Origin of the sequence: Helicobacter jaachi, assembly GCF_000763135.2 — a bacterium.
Classification (GTDB): domain Bacteria; phylum Campylobacterota; class Campylobacteria; order Campylobacterales; family Helicobacteraceae; genus Helicobacter_C; species Helicobacter_C jaachi.
On record NZ_JRPR02000001.1, the window covers coordinates 203014 to 222601 of the forward strand.

Here is a 19588-nt window from a genome sequence, read left to right on the forward strand (position 1 = left end):
TTTATCCTTTTTAGGCTATATCATATAGCTCTTTTTTAATTTCTTTTAGAATCTGTAAATAATTTTCCACACCGCCAAAGATTTCTAAAGCCGAGTTTATATTTACAAAATCAAAAGGCTGTGTTTGAAATACTTTAGGATTTTCTATATCTGTGATTCCATTTTGGGCGTATTTTTCAAGCAAAATCTCTAGCACTTCGCGTGCTTTACCTTCAAATTTATTTAGAATCTTATTTGCTTTTTTAGCGCGCTCTTTGCGAGAAATTGCCCTTTGATTAAAGGCTAGAGAGATTAAAATATCAAATTCGTCTTTGTCTTTAAACTCTGGCATAGCTCTTAGCTCTTCGATTAAGATACCTTTGTGTTCAAGCTCTTGTATAAAACTAGACTTTGTATCTGCATTTTGCCACTCTTTTAAAAAAAGCTCTAGGCTTTGATAATTTGAGTTTATATTTTGTTTTGAAAAGGCGATAAAGTCATTTGTGATAAGCTTACCGCTAGCATCTAAGATTTGGTGTAGTTCGTGAATGAGCTGCACTTCAACTCCGTTGATTTCAAATTTTTTAGTCGTGTTTGCATCATCAATGTCTGGCTTTTGTGTAGGGAAATCATCGCTTTTTATATGCTCTTGAACTTCAATTTTAGCTTCATCTTTAGAGCTGATATCTCTTTCAATAGGAGCAAAGGTTTCTCCATCAAAGTCTTTATCCGCAAAAAGTCTTGTCGCATTTGAAAAGTCCAAAATGCTAAAATAGCTTTTGCCTAATTTTTCATTGATTCTTGTGCCGCGTCCTACGATTTGTTTAAATTCTATGAGTGAGTTTATTGTCATATCAAGGGCGATAAGTTTGACCATCTTTGTATCTGTGCCTGTGGATAAGAGCTTGGAGGTCGTGGCGATAACGGGGAAAGTTTTATTTGTGGCGATAAAATTTTCAAGCTGGTCTTTGCCCACTTCATCATCGCCTGTGATGCGCACGATATAGTTACTATTTTGTTTCATTAAATCGCTATTTTCATTTATTAACGCTTCTCTCATTATTGCTGCGTGTCTAGTGTCTTGGCAAAAAACAATTGTTTTAGCAAATCTATCTTTTAAAGTGTGCTTTAAAAAATCGCTAATGATTTTGGCGACAAGATTGGTGCGCTCATCAATATAAAGGACGCGATTAAAATCACTGCGGTAATACTCATCATCAGGGACAATATGACCATGCTTATCTTTTTTGCCTTGCTCGGGGCGGTAGCCCATTAAGTCTATATTAAACCCATAGCGAACGACCTTATAGGGAGCTAAAAAGCCATCTTCAATGCCTTGCTTTAAGCTATACATATACACAGGTTTGCCAAAATAATCCAAATTTGAACTTTCTTCATTATGTTTTGGTGTAGCCGTCATTCCTACTTGAATGGCAGGGCTAAAATACTCTAAAATCTCTCTGTAAGCTGAGTCTTCTTTACTGCTGCTTCGGTGGCATTCATCAATTAAAATAAAATCAAATGCGTCTTTTGCATAGTTTTCAAAATTTTTAATAATCTCATCATCTTTAAAGGTAATAAACTGCTGATAAAGCGCGAAGCAAAGCGGATAAGCCTCATCAATTTGCTTATTTTGTATCTTTGTAGATTCTTTTAAAAGAGGCTTAAAATCATTTGCCATCGTTTGGTCGATGAGATTGTTTCTATCTGCTAGATATAAAATCTTTTTTATTTTTCCTGCCTTATAAAGCCTGTAAATAAGCTCAAAAGCCGTGTAAGTCTTGCCTGTGCCTGTCGCCATAACGAGTAAAATGCGCTTTTGTCCTGTGGCTATGGCTTCTATGGCTTTATTTACCGCGGCGGCTTGGTAATATCGCGGGAATTTAGATTCTAAAAAATAGGGCTGAGAAATGAGATTTTGAAATTCTAAAGGGATAGATTCTCGCGGGGTTAGAAACTCGTTATTTTCTTGCTTTTGAAGCTCTTGTATAGAATCTTTATCGCCGCTACCTTTATAGAATCTAGCTAGTAATTCGCTCTCACTTGGGAATTCATCTCTCTTTAAATCCCTTTGCTTACCAGTGAAAAAATCATATTCTACAAAGCCACTGCCATTGCTAGAATACGCAAAATAACAGCCAAAGCCTTTTGCATACTCCATTGCCTGCTGAATCCCATCGCGTATCGTATAGCTATCACCTTTTGCCTCAATAATTGCTAGAGGCTGCCCCTCAAAGCTATACAGCACATAATCGCATTTCTTTTTATTCCCCCTTTTAATCTTATCGCCCTCAAATAGAATCTGCCCATCGCTAAATTCATAATCCTGCCTAACTATCCTTTTACTAGGCATTTGCTCCATGCCTATGCGCCATACATTCCACCCTACTTGCTGTAATGCTGGCGTGATAAGCCTTAATTTGACCTCTTCTTCTGTCATATTCGCACCTTTAGATTCTATGAAAGACACAATTATAGTCTATTTTTTTGTATAATTTTAGATTTTCAACGCAAGATTTAAAGGAAAAATATGAGTAAGAAAATACTTGATGTTCGTGCTGCATACCTTGATTTTTTCGCTAAAAAGGGGCATAAGGTCTATGGCTCGATGCCGCTTGTGCCTGATGATGCTAGCCTGCTTTTTACAAATGCTGGAATGGTGCAGTTTAAGGATATTTTCACAGGCAAAATCCCCATTCCTAGTCCGCCGCGCGCGACTAGTTCGCAGCTTTGTATCCGCGCAGGTGGCAAGCACAATGACCTTGAGAATGTCGGCTACACCGCGCGCCATCACACGCTTTTTGAGATGCTTGGCAATTTTAGCTTTGGCGATTACTTTAAACGCGAGGCGATTGCTTACGCTTGGGAGTTTGTCACGCAGGTTTTGGGCTTTGATAAAAGCGTTTTGTATGTGACAATCCATGAGAGCGATGATGAGGCGTTTGCCCTGTGGAGCGAGCATATCGCGCCCTCTCGCATTAAAAAAATGGGCGATAAAGATAACTTTTGGCAGATGGGCGACAGCGGTCCCTGTGGTCCTTGCAGTGAGATTTATGTCGACCAAGGGGAGCAGTTTTTTCACACGAGTGAGGATTATTTCGGCGGTGAGGGCGATAGATTTTTAGAAATATGGAATCTAGTTTTTATGCAATATGAGCAGCAAAATGGCGTGCGAAAGCCACTGCCAAAGCCTAGTATTGACACTGGAATGGGCTTAGAGCGCGTCGTAGCACTGCTCGAGGGCAAAATAAATAACTTTGATACTTCGCTTTTTGCGCCTTTGATGCGCTGCATTGAGAATCTTACGGGGCTAAAATATTATGGCGATGATGAAAAGGATAGGCAAGATTCTAATATCGTGGCGTCTTTTCGTGTGATTGCTGACCATTCGCGCTCGGTCGCATTTTTGCTAGCACAAGGCGTAAATTTCGACAAAGAGGGGCGTGGCTATGTCCTGCGTAGAATCTTGCGTCGCGCGCTGCGGCATGGCTATCTTTTGGGCTTACGCAAGGCGTTTCTTTACGAAGTGGTGGGCGCGGTGTGTGATTCTATGGGGTCGCATTATACATACTTAAATGAGAAAAAAGATTCTATACAAAAGCAGTGCAAGGCTGAGGAGGAGCGGTTTTTTGAGACGATAGAATCTGGAATGCAGCTTTTTAAAACAGAGCTAGATTCTATGCGAAAAGCTGAGCTTAGCGTGTTTAGTGGCGAAACTGCATTCAAGTTGTATGATACCTATGGATTCCCTTTGGATTTGACACAAGATATGCTACGCGAATATGCGTTAAATGTGGATATTGCGGCGTTTGAAGCCTGTATGCAGGAGCAAAAAGAGCGTAGCAAGGCAAGCTGGAAAGGCAGCGGTGATAGCAAGCTTAATGGCGATTTTAAGGAGCTACTAGCGGAGTTTGGCGAAAATACATTTATAGGCTATAAAAATATGGAATCTAATTCGCAGATTTTAGCGATTTTAGATTCTAATTTTAAGCGTGTGGATTCTATAAAAAAGGGCGAGGAAGGATATGTTTTTTTGAATCAAACGCCATTTTACCCAGAAAGCGGAGGACCCATAGGAGATAAGGGAATCTTGTGTAGTCGTCATGCTGAGCGAAGCGAAGCATCTAATATTTTGGCAAATATCACAGACACAAAAAAATACTTTGGACTAAATCTTTCGCAAATTCACGCCTTACAGAATCTAACCGCCGGACAAAGCGTGATTGCAAAAGTAGATTCTAATCGTCACGAAATCGCCAAGCACCACTCCGCCACACATTTACTGCACTACGCGCTAAGGCAAGTTTTAGGCACTCACATCGCCCAAGCAGGCAGCCTTGTGGAATCTAATCGTTTGCGCTTTGACTTCTCGCACGCAGCGGCACTAAGTAACGAAGAAATCGAGCAAATACAAAATCTTGTCAATAAACTAATTGCGGATTCTAGCGCGCAAATCTGCGAGATTATGGACATTGAGAGTGCTAAGAGAAAGGGCGCGATGGCACTTTTTGGCGAGAAATACGGGCAGAGCGTGCGCGTGATTAGCTTTGGGCAGAGCGTGGAGCTTTGCGGGGGCATTCATGTGGCAAATACTGCGGAAATCGGCAGTTTTTACATTGTGAAAGAAAGTGGCGTAAGTAGCGGTGTGCGGCGCATTGAGGCAGTCTGCGGCACGGCGGCGTATCTGCACGGAAAGGCGGCACTAGATTCTATAAAATCGCTAAAAACCGAGCTAAAAACGCAGGATATAAACGCGGCGGTAGCGAAGCTAAAAAGCGAGATAAAAGAGCTTAAAAGTCGCGCTGTGAGTGGCGTTAGCGCGGCAAATTTGGACTTTGAAATGATAGGCAGCACAAAGCTAATCGTTGCGTTTTTAGAATCTAGCGACGCAAAAGGGGCAAAAGAGCTAGTCGATAAGGCGAAAAATGAGAATGAAAGCGTGGCAATTTTACTGCTTACCTGCGATGAAAATAGCGGAAAAGTAGCCATCACAGCCGGTGTAAAGGGCGTTTTAAATCTTAAAGCAGGATTATGGGTAAAAGAAGTGGCACAAATGCTAGGCGGGAATGGCGGCGGACGCGATGACTTTGCTACCGCCGGCGGAAAAATCAACATAGAATCTAGCGTAGATTTTAAAGATTCTAACAAACTAGATTCTATAGAATCTAAAGCAGATTCTAAAACATCTAAAGATTCTATAAATCACATAGAATCTAACTTTATAAAAACCGCCCTGCAACCCGCCATAAACAAGGCAAAAACTTATGCCATGCAATATTTAAAAGTGTAGATTATAGAATCTAAGGAATAGTATTTTAAGCAAGAATAGCTTATCATATCGCCCTTTTAAATTACGCGCGAGGGTGTTAGTATGCTAGTTGTTCAAAAGTATGGCGGCACGAGTATGGGGGATTGTGATAGAATCCACAATGTCGCCAAAAAAGTTTTGCAGGCTAAGGCAAAGGGGCATAGCCTTGTGGTTGTAGTCTCTGCGATGAGCGGGGATACCGATAGGCTGCTTAGTTTTGCTCAATATTTCACTCCATTGCCAAATACACGCGAAGTCGATATGCTGCTAAGCTCGGGTGAGCGCATTACAGCGGCACTACTTGCTATTGCTTTAGAATCTATGGGCGTTAAGGCGATTTCTCTTAGCGGGCGCGGGGCTGGCATTATTACTGATGAGTTTCACACCAAAGCACGCATAGCCTACATTGATACCACTAAGATTTTTCAATTGCTTAATAATGACTATGTCGTGGTGGTGGCAGGCTTTCAGGGTATATCGCAAAATGGCGAGGTTACTACACTTGGGCGCGGTGGGAGTGATTTATCTGCTGTGGCTTTGGCAGGTGCGCTTAATGCGGCAGTGTGTGAGATATATAGCGATGTTGATGGCATTTATACTACCGACCCGCGCATTGTAAAAGAGGCTAGAAAATTAGAAAAAATTAGCTATGATGAAATGTTAGAGCTAGCTTCTATGGGCGCGAAAGTCTTGCTTAATCGCTCTGTTGAGTTAGCTAAAAAGCTCAATGTCAAGCTTATTTCTGCAAGCTCATTTAGTCAAGAAGCAGGCACGCTTATTACCAAAGAGGAGGATATAATGGAAAAACCAATCGTAAGCGGTGTGGCACTGGATAAAAATCAAGCGCGTGTAAGCATGGCTGATGTGCAGGATAGACCGGGCATCGCGGCGGATATTTTTGGACTTTTGGCGGAGAGCAATATTAATGTGGATATGATTGTGCAAACTATTGGGCGCGATGGCAAGACGGATATTGATTTTACTATTCCTAAAACAGAAGTAGCCCTAACGCAGCAAGTGCTGGAAAAATTTAGAGATGATTTGGGAAGTATTGAATATGATGATGATATTGCTAAAGTCTCTATAGTGGGTGTGGGTATGAAGTCGCACTCTGGCGTGGCAAGCACCGCTTTTAGGGCATTAGCGGAGGATAATATTAATATTATGATGATAAGCACGAGCGAAATTAAAATTTCTATGATTATTAAAGCAGAGTTTGCCCAAACGGCTGTGAGAAAGCTCCATAGCGTGTATCATCTTGAGCAGTGAGCATCTTATGGAGAATATTAGCGATTGGCTTTTAAACACCATACGCGAAGATGAAAAGCGCGGCGTGATGAGCGGGTGGATTGAGGAGAAGCGATTTTTGCTCCTGCCTCATATGGCGCGCATTATAGGGCATATTTTGCAAGGTGGGAGCGTGATTGTGCTTACAGATAGCGCGCGGGAGTGGTTTGGAGATTATGTTACCGCGCATATTAATCAGCCGCACAAAGGGCGTCCATTTTTTCCCATTGTGCAAATTAAACACCTAAATGATATGATAGATTCTAATACCAAAGAGGGCGGTATGCAGGGCTTTCAACTCATCGGCGATATGCTCAATATGATGTGTCCAAATTATCGCTTTTGGTATATTGGCAAGAAAAATGCGCGCGCGGATTTTGCGAGGTATCAAGGTGAGGGCTGGTATTGGATATTTGATGAGAATATACATTCTGCTGAAAATTTCCTAAGCTCTACTGATGAGAAGTTAGATTACAAGCTAATAAGCCTTTTTAAAGTCTTTGAGCGCGCTATTATCGCTTCTATGCTTAATAAAATCTCGCTTGAAATATGAGTGATGTATGATTGGCATTATCCATATTACACCCTTTGCCAAAGAGCTTATAAGCGAGCTTACGCTAGATAGAGATACTAGATTCTATCACATCTTTGAAGTCGAGGAATTTAAGATTGATAATGCCAAAGAAGTTATAGCCCAAAGCTACCTCACATACGAGCAAGAGACGCTCATTATATTGAGCGCAAATAAATATAATAGCGCGGCGCAAAATGCACTTTTAAAAATTATTGAGGAGCCGCCGCAAAATGTGCAGTTTATTATTATTGCTAAGAATAAAAATGCCCTACTTCCCACTATACGCTCTCGTATGCGGCTTATTTCGCATAAAGTATCAAAGCCCATAGAGGCATTTGCGCTTGATGTAAAAAAGCTAAGTTTGGAGGATATTTATACATTTTGCAAGCATAATGACAGCGCGCCACACAGCAAGGAGGAAATAAAAGTGCGCATTCAATCCTTGCTCTTTGCTCTTTTTGATGCGGGCATTAGGCTCACTCAAAGGGAGTTAGCACTTTTTGACAAAGCCATAGCCCTTAATCAAAATGACGCTACTGAAAAGGAAAACTATATCTTTTTACCGCTACTGCTTAGAATCTACCAAAAGCAAAAGGGCGCGAAATGACTATTTTTAGGATTAATCATAACGCCATTAAGCAGCGCATTATTGACATTGGCGCAGATTCTATGGGTGTAAAAATTATGAGCAAAAAAGCGCAAATATATGCTTTTGAGATTAGAGATTTAAGCTTTGAGGCGATGAATATTTTAAAGCAAGAGGCTTTGAGTGCGGGCGGGGAGTGCGCCACACCTCGCGGCTGCATCGCGCATAAGGGCGAGCATATTGCGCTTCTTTTTGCCACTCAAGCAGTGCTTGAACGCATAATCACCAAGCTTTCTATACAGCCTTTTGGGCTAAAAACTATCGCCAAAAAGCTTGCAGATTCTATACATGCGCGCACTTATCCGCCTAGCATTATGGCAATTATTAATGCTACACCCGATAGTTTTTATGAGCAAAGCCGCCAGAGCGCGCAAAGTGCTATTGATAGAATCTACACGCTTTTGCAAAAAGGCATAGGCATTATTGATATTGGTGCGGCAAGCTCGCGCCCAGGCAGTGAATTGATAGAATCTAGCCACGAAATAGCGCGCTTAGAGCCTATTATTGAGCATATTTATGCGCATAATCTTTATAAAAATGCTACCTTTAGCATCGATACTTATAATCCAAAAACAGCTGATTATGCGCTAGATAAAGGATTTAGGATTATAAATGATGTGAGTGGATTAGCTCATGATGATATGCCAAATGTGGCAAAAACCCACAAGGCTCAAGTGATTTTAATGCACACCAAAGGCACGCCAAAGGACATGCAGCAGCTTACGCACACTTATACGCATCTATTTGGCGATATAGATAGCTTTTTTGAGCATAAAATTGCACTTTTGCGCGAAGTGGGGATAGAGGATATTATCCTTGATATTGGATTTGGCTTTGCTAAAGATGATGCGCAAAATCTTGCTTTAATTAAGCATTTAGAGCATTTCACGCATTTTAATCTACCCCTACTTGTAGGAGCTAGCCGCAAAAATACCATTGGTAATATCACAGGCAAACCAGTGCAGGATAGGCTTTATGGCACGCTTATTTTGCATCTTTTTGCCCTGCAAAATGGGGCGAGTATTTTGCGCGTGCATGATGAGGAGGCGCATATGGATATGCTTAAGATATTTGAGGCAATGCAATGACTGAAAGAAGCGATTTAAAGCCTATTAAGGCATTTTTGCTCCGTCATGGGCATACTAATGAGGAGCTAGCAAAACTCGATAGAGAAGGCATTATACAGCTCTATGAGAAAGATACACGCACAGACACGCTTAATTTTTTGCACTATATGAGCGAGGATAGTTTTGCGATTACAAGCACGCTTGATGAGGCTGATATTGGTCAGTTTAAGCAAAAAATACGAGACAATATCACCGATACGCTTTTGCTTATTGATATTATTAAAGAGGGATTTGATGACTTTAGCTACAGCGATATAGCAGATATTCTTACTCTAAGTGTGAAAAATATCTCCACGCATAAATTGCAGAGAATCCTGCGCATTGCTTATCGTGAGTTTCAAGAAATTTTACTTGATAAAATTTCCCTAAAGCTTCAAGAGTTGCCCATTGAGGAATATAAAGTGATGATGAATCATTATGAAAAAATCCGCGATAATACGCACAGGCTTAAAGACACTATCCAAGAGCTAAGCGATGAAACAAAGCGCGAGCAGATTCTGAATATGGCGCACTTTAAGCTTGATATTGTGAAACATTTTATGCCCAAAGATATTTTTAATGATACCTATAAAGAATATCTTAACAACACGCCTGAAAAGCTTAAACTTGTGAGCGAAGTGCTAGCCCTCACAGGTATGCATTCTAAAAATTATCTCAAAAATCTGCCCACAGAAGAGCTAGAAGAGATGAAAGAAAAGCTTATTGAGGATAAAAAGCGTGATGAGCGAGACCAAAAAATATTTAGCCAATACACGCAAATGCTTGATGAATCAATGTATGGAAGCGATGAGCAGGAGTTTAGCGATGTGTGTGTGAAAATTATAACAAGCTGTAACCAAAAGCAGATTCTTATGATAAGCGAATATTTAAATGCAAAAAATCCCATTTATGTAAATCGCTTTAATACTTTACTGCGCGATTTTACAAAAAATACAAAGCATTAGATATAAAAGAATGTAAAATATTTTTAAAGGTTATCAAAAACATAGAAAAATATCCTATAATGAAAGCTTGCAAACCAAAGATTTAAGGATTATTACTAATGAAATATCTACGCGTTATCGCGCTGTGTGTAAGTGTGATGTGTGGAGATTCTGAATTTTCTGAATTTGTGGATTTTAAGAAATTAGAGACAGAATTTCATTTGCATACATTTAAAAATAAGCAAACTATGAATGTTGATGAATTTAGCGAGCGTGTGGAGCGAAACTCCATTAATCTTGCTAAATCTCGCGCAATGGCGCAAAGCCTGCTCTATGAGGGCAAATCTATGCGCGCGTGGAATAGCTCATATGTCGAAGCTGAATCTAATAATATAAAAGCTCCCGGTGGAGGCACGCAGATGGAGAGCAATATTGTGCTTATGCTAGCTCCGCGTTTGCCCTGGGTTACTTACACGCTTGCGCAAAGTTATCAAAATAAGATTTTAAGGCAAGAAAAATCTTATGAACTCACCAAAAGACTTGCACTCATTGCCGCTAAAAGGCTGTATTTAGACTATCTTATCTTAAAAGAGCAATATCAAATTTATATAAGTCGCTATGAAAATGCCAAAAATCAGCTCAAATTTTCGCAGATTCAATATGAAGTAGGGCGCATTAGCAAATCGCAATTTCTCTTTTTCAAAAGCGATTTTCTTACCACAGAAATTGGGCTTAAAACCTCTCATAAAGATATGCTTGATGCACTAAATGCGCTTAAAGTCATACTTGGCGTTACAGCTGAAGATAGTGATTTAATTATTGAAGGGCTTATTTTTGATTTTCTTGTCCTTGATAAGGCAAATATTGAGCAGACCTTAAGCCAAAGCCTTTATTTGGATATTATTGCGCTTGATATTAAAGATTATCAATATAGTGCGAGTGTGGCTTCACAGAGCCGCTTTGATAGCTTTGAGATTGGTGGGGGCATTAGCAAGGCTGAAAGTAGCGATGGCGTGATGTTTAGAGTAAAAGTCCCTATCCCGCTCACCACTAAATATGGCAATCAAAAAGCAATGTTTTTGGCTCTACAGAGTGGCTCTATTCGTGAAAGTGAAATATTAAAAGATTCTCTACTAGTGAGCGCGCAATCTTACCTCCAGCAGCTGCTCACGCAAGAAGAGATTATTTCTCTAGCTGTGGATAATGAGGATAATCGTGCCAAACTTAGTGAAATAGCACGCATTGGCTATGATGCGGGGAAAACAAGCGCGTTTGAATATCTTAGCGTAAAAAATGAGCATTTAAATGCTATGATTGCCACCACGCAGGCAAAGCGCAATTATATTCAAATCCTTGCTAAACTTGAAGAGACGCTAAGCTCTGTGCTTAACCTCACCCCCTCCACCAATCCAAGAAAGGAAGAATCGTGAAAAAATATCTATGCTTACTTGCTTTTGTTTGCCTTGCTTTTAGCTTTGATGAGATTATTATTTCCCAAGAAGAAATGGCAAAAAATGGCATTAAGGTCATTCCACTCAATCAAGCTTTTAATACTAAAGGCGTGCCATTTAATACGCTTATTGATTTTGATGATAAAACTTCAGTCACGCAAAGTTCAAGCTTTGAAACCATCGTGGTAAATATTTACAAACGCGCGGGGGAGAGCGTTGAAAAGGGTGATTTAATCTGCGATATTAGCTCCAATGAATTAAGCGCACTCTTTTTTGAGCTTACAAACACGCAAGAGCGGCTTAAAATCGCCTCAGAAAATGAGCGCAAGGATAAATCGCTCTATCAAGCAGGCGTTATTTCTAAAAGGGATTATCAGTTAAGCTATCTAGCGATGAATGAGCTAAGATTAAAGCTTAATGAGATTAAATCAAAGCTTGATTTATTAGGCATTGACCCGCATTTTATTAATCACGGACCGCAAGGCAGATATGGCTTTCCTGTTGTGGCAAAAGCATCAGGTATTTTATCTGTAGCGCCAAAGCAAAGTGGGGAGAAAATCGGCGCATTTACGCCTTATGTGAGAATCTCAAAAAACACAGATGGCAATACATTGCTTGGGCGTATTAAAATTCCTATCCAGCTTTCGCGCAGTATCCAAAAGGGCGCGCCTATTTTTGATGAAAAAGGCAATAGAATTGGCGAGATTGAAACCATATCGGTGGTGATTGATAGGACTTCAAATACCATTTCCGCCACAGCAAAAATCCGCGACACAAATTTAAAAGTAGGTGAAATGGTAGAAGTATATATCGATGGCTTGCTCCCGCAAGGCACTATTCTTATCCCCTCATCAGCGGTGGTAAAAAATGATAATGACTACCTTATTTTCGTCCAAAGCCCACGCGGCTTCCAGCCTGTGAAAATCGATAAAGTCGAGGAGCGAGATAATAGTTTTGTGGTGAATCCAAAAGGTTTAAATAATAAAATGAATATCGCCACAGGTAATATTATTATTCTTAAGGGTATGATAGATGGACTTGGGAGCGAATAATGCTAGCTAAGATTATTGAATTTTCACTCCGCCAGCGAATGATTGTCGTGCTTAGCGCAATTATGCTCTTTGCTTTTGGGGTGTATTCATTTTTTACTATCCCTATTGATGCTTTCCCTGATGTATCCTCCACACAAGTAAAAATTATATTAAAAGCTCCCGGTATGGCGCCAGAAGAAGTAGAAAATCGTGTCGTGCGCCCTTTGGAGCTAGAGTTGCTTGGCTTACCCAATCAAAAAAGCCTCCGTAGCCTTTCAAAATATGGCATTGCTGATATTACTATTGATTTTAATGATGGCACAGATATTTATCTTGCGCGTAATATGGTGAATGAAAAGCTCTCTCTTGCTATGGGCGATTTGCCTACGGGCATAAGCGGGGGGCTAGCGCCTATTGTTACGCCACTTAGCGATATGTTTATGTTCACACTTGAAAGCCTTGATGGCTCTATTTCTGAAGTGCAAAAACGCCAGATTCTAGATTTTACCATTCGCCCCGCACTGCGCAATATTAAAGGTGTGGCTGATGTCAATCGCTTGGGCGGGTATGCTAAGGCTATAGCTGTTGTGCCTGATTTTGATGATATGGCGCGGCTTGGCATTAGTATTAGTCAATTACAAGATGTGCTTGATGCTAATCTTAAAAATGACGGCGCAGGTCGTGTATCACGCGATGGCGAAAGCTTCCTTGTAAAAGTGCAAACAGGCTCTATGAGTATTCAAGAGATTCGCAGTATCCCTATTATCACTAAATTTGGCTTTGTGCGTATAGGGGATTTTTGTAGTGTAGTGGAGAGCCATATGACGCGGCTTGGGCTTGTAACCATTGATGGCAAGGGTGAAACGACACAAGGTTTAGTGCTATCTCTAAAGGGTGCAAATTCGCGTGACGCCATTACAGAGATTAAGGCAAAAATGGAGGAGCTTAAATCCTCGCTGCCACCAAGTCTTGAATTGCGTGTATTTTATGACCGCTCGCAGCTTACGCAAAAAGCGGTGAATAATGTTATTAAAACCCTTGCTGAAGCGGTAGTATTAATAGTTATTTTACTCTTTTTATTCTTAGGCGATGTGCGCGCGGCTGTGGCTGTGAGCGTTATTTTGCCGCTAGCCATTGCTGTGGCTTTTGTGATGATGCGCCATTATGGGATTTCGGCAAATCTTATGAGCTTAGGGGGATTAGCCATTGCGGTTGGAATCTTAGTGGATTCTGCAGTGGTTACGGTTGAAAATGCCTTTGAAAAGCTAAGCTTAGCTAAAAATTCGCCCAAACTGCACACGATTTATCGTGCTTGCAAGGAAATTTCTGTATCTGTATTTAGCGGGATTGTTATTATTATCATATTTTTTGTCCCCATTCTTACGCTTGAGGGCTTGGAGGGAAAATTCTTTGTCCCCCTTGCGCAAACTATTGTATTTGCCCTGCTTGGCTCGCTCATTCTCTCAATGACGCTTATTCCTGTGATTAGCTCCTTTGTGCTTAAAGCCACGCAACATCATGAAACAAAAATCATGCGCTTTTTTAATAAAATGTATGAACCTATGCTGCATTTTGCCATTACCAAAACAAAGCTACTTTTGCTCGGTGCGCTTGCTTTTCTTATTTTTAGCTTCTCGTTATTCCCATTCATTGGTAGCGCGTTTATGCCTACACTGCAGGAGGGCGATATTGTATTAAATATAGAATCTAGCCCATCTATTTCGCTTGAGCAAAATAGAGATATTATGTTGCTTATGCAAAAAGAGCTGCTCTCCCGCGTGAGTGAGATTAAAAGCGTGGTTACGCGCACAGGCACAGATGAAGTGGGGCTTGACCCATCTGGTCCTAATCAAAGCGATGCATTTGTTTCTTTTAAGCCCAAAGAAGAGTGGGAAGCAAAGAGTATGGAGGAGGTTGAAGATAAAATCCGCGCGGTTGTGGCGGACTTTAAGGGAATGAATATCGCCCTTGTGCAGCCTATTGATATGAGGATTTCTGAAATGCTAACGGGCGTGCGAGGGGATTTGGCGATTAAAATCTTTGGACTTGAGATTGATGAGCTAAATAATCTTAGCTCGCAAATTGTTGAGATTCTAAAAGGCATAGAGGGGTCGGCGGAAGTCTTTACCACGCTCAATAAAGGCGTAAATTATCTCTATGTAACGCCAGAGCATTCTATTATGGCAAACACAGGCATTTCAAGCGATGAATTTAGCAAATTTATGCGCTCTAGCCTTGAGGGGATTATCGTTACTTACATTCCACAGGGCTTTGCGCGCATTCCTGTTATTATTCGGCAAGATGCGAGCATTGCTTCAGATATTACTAAACTTAAAAGCTTGCAGATGAGTTCTCTTGATGGCAATCCTGTGCCTATTAGCTCCATTGCTGAGATTGAGGAGGTTGATGGACCTGTGCAGATTCAAAGGGAGCAGTCAAAGCGCTATAGTGTCGTGCGCAGCAATGTGATTAATCGTGATTTGGGCGGGTTTGTACAGGAGGCAAAGCAAAAAATTGCCGAGCAAGTCCAGCTGCCAGATGGCTATTCTATCACTTATGGCGGGCAGTTTGAGAATCAGCAAAGGGCAAATAAGCGGCTTGGCACAGTTATTCCGCTAAGTATTTTGGCTATCTTTTTTATTTTATTTTTTACTTTTAAATCTATTCCGCTATCTTTGCTCATTTTGCTAAATATCCCTTTTGCCGTAACAGGAGGGCTTATTTCGCTTTTCTTATCAGGTGAATACATATCTGTGCCTGCTTCTGTTGGCTTTATTGCTCTTTTTGGTATTGCTGTGCTTAATGGCGTGGTAATGGTGGGATATTTCTTACAATTACTTAAAGAGGGCTACAGCCTTGATGATACGATTGTTATTGGCGCAAAAAGGCGCTTGCGCCCAGTGCTTATGACTGCATTTATCGCGGGGCTTGGGCTTATCCCGATGCTACTCTCCACAGGTGTGGGCAGTGAAGTGCAAAAACCTCTTGCTATAGTCGTGCTAGGCGGGCTTATAACATCATCTATGCTTACATTGCTGATATTGCCGCCGCTTTTTAGGATTGTGGTGCGCAAATTTGGCGTGTAGCAAAAATATAGAATCTAACTTTATACTTTAAGGGCGCGCAGGGCAATTCATTTGCCCGCAAGGCTTGACCGCACAGCGCGTAAGCGCCGTGAAATTGTAAGACCACGCGGAGCTTTAGCTCAATAGCGCGGCATGATAAACTATATATACCCCTCCTTGCGGAAATGCCCTAAAACGCGCTTATACACCTCTTTTTTGAAGTGTGTTACGCGCTCAAAAAGCTCTTTAGTATCCACAAACTCATATTTATCAAATTCAGGCTCTGGTGTTTGGATATTTACCGCCTTATCATTTTTAAGCCGCACAAGAAAATATTTTTGCACCTGCCCGGCAAAGCCCGCATACATTTTCTTTGTAACGCCTTTGGGGAAATCATACTGAATCCACTCCGGACATTCGCTAATAATTTGTATTTCGTTTGTGCCAATCTCCTCTTTTAGCTCGCGCAGTAGCGCATCTTTTGGGCTTTCCCCCGCGTCAATACCCCCTTGTGGAAATTGCCACGCGCCTTTAATGTCTAAGCGATGCGCGATGAAAAATCGGCATTCGCGCGGATACACACTTGATAGGATTACGGCTGCGACATTTGGGCGATATTTTTTGGGAGTATCATTCATTATGTTACCTTTTATAAAGATTAATTTCACTTCGGCTGCGCATTATAAAGTATAATATACAACAAAAAGGAGTGTTATGCTGCTGTATATTCACATACCCTTTTGCACCAGCAAGTGCGGGTATTGCGCGTTTAGCTCTTTTGTAGGGCAGGAGGCGTATATGCCCTCTTATGTGAATGCCCTATGCCAAGACATAGCCCATAGCCTCACTACGCACAAGGATAGCACTCTAGATTCTATATTTTTTGGCGGCGGCACGCCTAGTCTTATGCCTGCTAGATTTTATGAGCGCATTTTTGCCACTATTCATTCGTATGCGCGCGTGAGTGGGGATTGTGAAATAAGCCTTGAGGCAAACATCAATCATCTAAGCTTGCAGTGGTGTAAGGATATGATAGGCTTTGGCGCAAATCGCTTGAGTGTAGGCATTCAAAGCTTTAATAAGCATAAGCTTGCTTTTTTAGAGCGTGAGCATAGCGCGCAAGAAATTGCCAAAAGTATGGAAAATGCGTATAATGCAGGCTTTAAGAATTTGAGCTGTGATTTGATTATTGACACGCCCCTAGATTCTATGCAGCTTATAGAATCTGATATTGCACGCGCGCGGACTTTGCCCATTAATCACATCTCTGTGTATGCGCTAAGCATTGATAAAGGCTCGCGCTTTGCTACGCAAAAAATGACAAGTATTGATGCAAGTGAGAGTGAATTTTTAAGCTTTTATGCGCGTGATGTGCTACAAGATGCGGGCTTTAGTCAATATGAAGTTTCAAATTATACTAAGAATAATACCCCCTGCAAGCATAATTTGGGCTATTGGCAGGGGTGTGAGTATTTGGGCTGTGGGGCTTCTGCGGTGGGGAGGGTAGGGCAGATACGCTCTCAAGCTTACGCGCACTTAAGCCGCTATATCGCTTATCCCTTGCAGAGGGTGCAGGAGGCATTAAAGCAAAGTGATTTGCGCACAGAATCCATTATGCTAGGGCTTAGATGTATTCAAGGTGTGGATATGTCGCTTTTTACGCTAGATGAAAGAAGTGTGATACAAAGCCTCATTGATGGGCGCAAATGTCGCATTGAGGAGCGTGAAAATGGCACATTCTTGGTGGCAAATGAGTTATTTTTGAGCGATGAGATTACCACTTGGCTGCTTAGGAGGCTTTAATAAATAAGAAAAAGGCTAGATTCTATAAAGTGGCTTGTAAGATGAAAACTAAAGAAGTGGTGGACGCGCAGAGGCTCGAACTCTGGACCCACTGATTAAGAGTCAGTTGCTCTACCAACTGAGCTACGCGTCCATTTGTGCGCAAGAACACATTAAGCGCGAAGTATATCAAGCTTATGTGAGCGCAAAAGGCGCGATTATACATAAAAAAATTTTAGTTTTTTATTAAAGTGTGCAGGCTACTCGCAATAGCGCGGCATTATAGAATCTAACCCCTGCCCGCAAGGCTTGACCACGCGGAGCCTTTAGCCCAACAGCGTGGAGATATATAGAATCTAACCCCAAAAAACAAGTTGATAGATTGCAAAGCAAGCTATAACTTTATCCTTTAGGCGGCGAAGGGCAATTCATTTGCCCGCAGACAAGACCGCACAGCGCGTAAGCGCAAGAAGTGCGGACATGATAGAATCTACAAGCCCTGACACTTAGAGCACTTCACAAATAGCCGCATATCGTGGCTTATGAGCTTTGCACCAAATTGCTGGGCAATATCAAGCTGCAAGCGCTCAATATCATCATCGACAAATTCCACAATATCTCCGCAAGTGAGGCAAATAATATGGTCATGATGTTCTTTTGCCGCAATTTCATAGCGTCTGCCGCTCTTATCCGCCTCTAATGCGGTGATGAAATGCTCCTTTTCAAGAAAGCTTAAGATTCTATAAACAGATGAAATGCTAGCATTTTTATCCGTCATTTTGATAATGTTTGTAATCTCTTCTGGGCTTAGGTGCGTGCCACTTTTATACAGCACAGCAATGATTTCCTCTCGCTGCTTAGAATTTTTCAACCCATTTTTTTTGATAGAGCTTCTTAGTCGCTCAAGGATAGAATCTAGTGTCTCCACGCGGTGATTGGAATTCATATTCATAGTGTCCTCCTGTAATGTGGTAAAATGTGAGATTTTGGATTCTCATTTTTACTCATATTATAGCAATAAAAATCCAAAAAAATGTAAATGAGAAAGCCTACCATAATAAAAAATAATTTTTGCTATAAAAAATGTGCAAATTTTTAACAAAACTACGCTCCTTGAGCGATATTTACACAAATATCCATACAAGAGGCGTTTAATTTATGCGAAAAAATGGCATAATGCCACTTATAAACCAATTTCAAAGGAGCATGTATGTTTGGTTCCAATAAGGCATTGCAGCGGCAGATGATGGAGAAAGATGCGCAGATAGCTCATCTTTCAAAGGAGCTTGAGACTTATAAGCTCCTTGTTGGATTCTCTCAAGTGGAGGCGATTGTAGGCATTAAGGGCGGCGAAGTGGTCTATAAAAATGATGTTGCCCAAAAATTAGATAGTCTTAGCACGCTCATTCCCCAATTAGGCGAGCATGTAAATAGCATTAGTAGTCATCGCCACGAATTTAGCGTCAAAAATACGCGCGTAGATGATGTGGTGTATTACTCCATTGTGCCGCTTAATCACCTAACAAACGACGCAGATGGCGTAAATTTATTTGAAGTTTATACTAAGAGCCTAAAGACAGGCGTTACAGAGACGCAAGCGTCCTTGCAAGATGTGCTTACAGAATCTAATAGCGTAGCCCAGCACTCTATTGAGGCTGCTCATTCGGCTGAAAGCGGGCTAGGAATGAGCGCAAACGCGCTAGAGCAAATTGAAGTGCTGTATGAAAAAATGCAAGTGGCATCAGATTTAGTAACCTCGCTCACCCAGCGCAGCAATGAGATTACAAGCGTTATTTCACTCATTGATGATATCGCAGAGCAGACAAATCTCCTTGCCTTAAATGCTGCTATTGAAGCAGCGCGCGCAGGCGAGCATGGGCGAGGCTTTGCTGTGGTGGCAGATGAGGTGCGCAAACTAGCAGAAAAAACGCAAAAAGCCACCAAAGAAATTGCGGTGGTGGTTAAATCTATGCAGCAAGAGGCAAATGATATTCAAACTAGCACAGAGGAGACAAACGAAGCTACAAGCAATGTGCGCGATGGCGTTTCAAAGCTGCATAGCATTATTAATAATCTCAAACTTGGCAGTCTTGTAACTAAATTTAGCACCTTTAATTTGAGCAATAGAATCTTCTGTGTGCTTGCAAAGCTTGACCATGTGGTGTATAAAAATAATCTTTATTCTTATATCTTTGGCTTGCAAGATAGCTTTAATTGCGTCGACCATCACAACTGCCGCTTGGGCAAATGGTATTTTGAAGGCGATGGTAAGAAAATATTTGCTAATACACAAGGCTATAAGGCTTTGGACGCTTATCATGCGGGCGTGCATACAGAGGCTATCACGCTTGCGCAAACTTTTGCTAATGAGCAGCAGGCTTGCCCTAAGAGCTTTATTAATAGTAAGATTTTGGC

At 41.2% G+C, this 19588-nt stretch carries 13 protein-coding genes, 1 tRNA gene and 1 pseudogene; 11 read left to right on the plus strand and 4 right to left on the minus strand.

Features of this window, described 5'->3' with window-relative positions; translation table 11 throughout:
- Nucleotides 1-10: 10 nt before the first annotated feature.
- Nucleotides 11-2419, minus strand: coding sequence for an EcoAI/FtnUII family type I restriction enzme subunit R (gene hsdR, locus LS71_RS01035; RefSeq protein ID WP_034353117.1), 2409 nt, complete (start codon nucleotides 2417-2419; stop codon nucleotides 11-13).
- 90 nt (nucleotides 2420-2509) lie between these two features.
- Between hsdR and alaS the strand changes: the two genes are divergently transcribed.
- The 9 genes from alaS (at nucleotide 2510) to LS71_RS01080 (ending at nucleotide 15412) form a co-directional block, all read left to right on the plus strand.
- Nucleotides 2510-5269: an alanine--tRNA ligase gene (gene alaS, locus LS71_RS01040; protein WP_081946230.1), complete on the plus strand. Its 2760-nt coding sequence runs from the start codon at nucleotides 2510-2512 to the stop codon at nucleotides 5267-5269.
- A gap of 81 nt (nucleotides 5270-5350) precedes the next feature.
- The gene (locus LS71_RS01045; protein WP_034353119.1) at nucleotides 5351-6556 is read left to right on the plus strand and encodes an aspartate kinase; all 1206 of its coding nucleotides are present in this window, start codon (nucleotides 5351-5353) and stop codon (nucleotides 6554-6556) included.
- Nucleotides 6557-6563: 7 nt separating this feature from the next.
- The gene (locus tag LS71_RS01050) at nucleotides 6564-7127 is read left to right on the plus strand and encodes a HobA family DNA replication regulator (protein ID WP_034353122.1); all 564 of its coding nucleotides are present in this window, start codon (nucleotides 6564-6566) and stop codon (nucleotides 7125-7127) included.
- Between the two features lie 7 nt (nucleotides 7128-7134).
- Complete coding sequence (locus LS71_RS01055; protein ID WP_034353125.1) at nucleotides 7135-7755, plus strand: DNA polymerase III subunit delta'; 621 nt, start codon at nucleotides 7135-7137, stop codon at nucleotides 7753-7755.
- Nucleotides 7752-8882 carry a dihydropteroate synthase gene (folP, locus tag LS71_RS01060; RefSeq protein ID WP_034353128.1) on the plus strand — a complete coding sequence of 377 codons (1131 nt, stop codon included), beginning with the start codon at nucleotides 7752-7754 and terminating at the stop codon, nucleotides 8880-8882. The genes LS71_RS01055 and folP overlap by 4 nt, the downstream gene beginning before the upstream one ends.
- Nucleotides 8879-9865 carry a hypothetical protein gene (locus LS71_RS01065; protein ID WP_034353130.1) on the plus strand — a complete coding sequence of 329 codons (987 nt, stop codon included), beginning with the start codon at nucleotides 8879-8881 and terminating at the stop codon, nucleotides 9863-9865. The genes folP and LS71_RS01065 overlap by 4 nt, the downstream gene beginning before the upstream one ends.
- A 98-nt stretch (nucleotides 9866-9963) precedes the next feature.
- Nucleotides 9964-11274 (plus strand): TolC family protein, encoded by a 1311-nt coding sequence (locus LS71_RS01070; protein WP_034353133.1) that lies wholly within the window; start codon nucleotides 9964-9966, stop codon nucleotides 11272-11274.
- Nucleotides 11271-12347: an efflux RND transporter periplasmic adaptor subunit gene (locus LS71_RS01075; protein ID WP_034353134.1), complete on the plus strand. Its 1077-nt coding sequence runs from the start codon at nucleotides 11271-11273 to the stop codon at nucleotides 12345-12347. The genes LS71_RS01070 and LS71_RS01075 overlap by 4 nt, the downstream gene beginning before the upstream one ends.
- Entirely contained in the window at nucleotides 12347-15412 is a 3066-nt protein-coding gene (locus LS71_RS01080) for an efflux RND transporter permease subunit (RefSeq protein ID WP_034353138.1), read from the plus strand. The genes LS71_RS01075 and LS71_RS01080 overlap by 1 nt, the downstream gene beginning before the upstream one ends.
- Nucleotides 15413-15552: 140 nt before the next feature.
- Here LS71_RS01080 and LS71_RS01085 read toward each other — a convergent pair whose 3' ends face one another.
- The gene (locus LS71_RS01085; protein ID WP_034353139.1) at nucleotides 15553-16029 is read right to left on the minus strand and encodes an RNA pyrophosphohydrolase; all 477 of its coding nucleotides are present in this window, start codon (nucleotides 16027-16029) and stop codon (nucleotides 15553-15555) included.
- Between the two features lie 76 nt (nucleotides 16030-16105).
- On the opposite strand from LS71_RS01085, the gene hemW reads away from it, so the two are divergent.
- A complete protein-coding gene (gene hemW / locus LS71_RS01090) occupies nucleotides 16106-17194 on the plus strand; it encodes a radical SAM family heme chaperone HemW (protein ID WP_034353141.1) in 1089 nt (362 codons plus the stop codon).
- A 57-nt stretch (nucleotides 17195-17251) separates the two neighbouring features.
- On the opposite strand, the gene LS71_RS01095 is transcribed toward hemW, so the two are convergent.
- Nucleotides 17252-17327, minus strand: a tRNA-Lys gene (locus LS71_RS01095).
- A 336-nt stretch (nucleotides 17328-17663) separates the two neighbouring features.
- The gene (fur, locus tag LS71_RS01100) at nucleotides 17664-18119 is read right to left on the minus strand and encodes a ferric iron uptake transcriptional regulator (protein ID WP_034353222.1); all 456 of its coding nucleotides are present in this window, start codon (nucleotides 18117-18119) and stop codon (nucleotides 17664-17666) included.
- Nucleotides 18120-18383: 264 nt separating this feature from the next.
- Between fur and LS71_RS09775 the strand changes: the two are divergent.
- Nucleotides 18384-19524, plus strand: a pseudogene (locus LS71_RS09775) (methyl-accepting chemotaxis protein); the annotation flags it as partial.
- Between the last annotated feature and the right edge of the window lie 64 nt (nucleotides 19525-19588).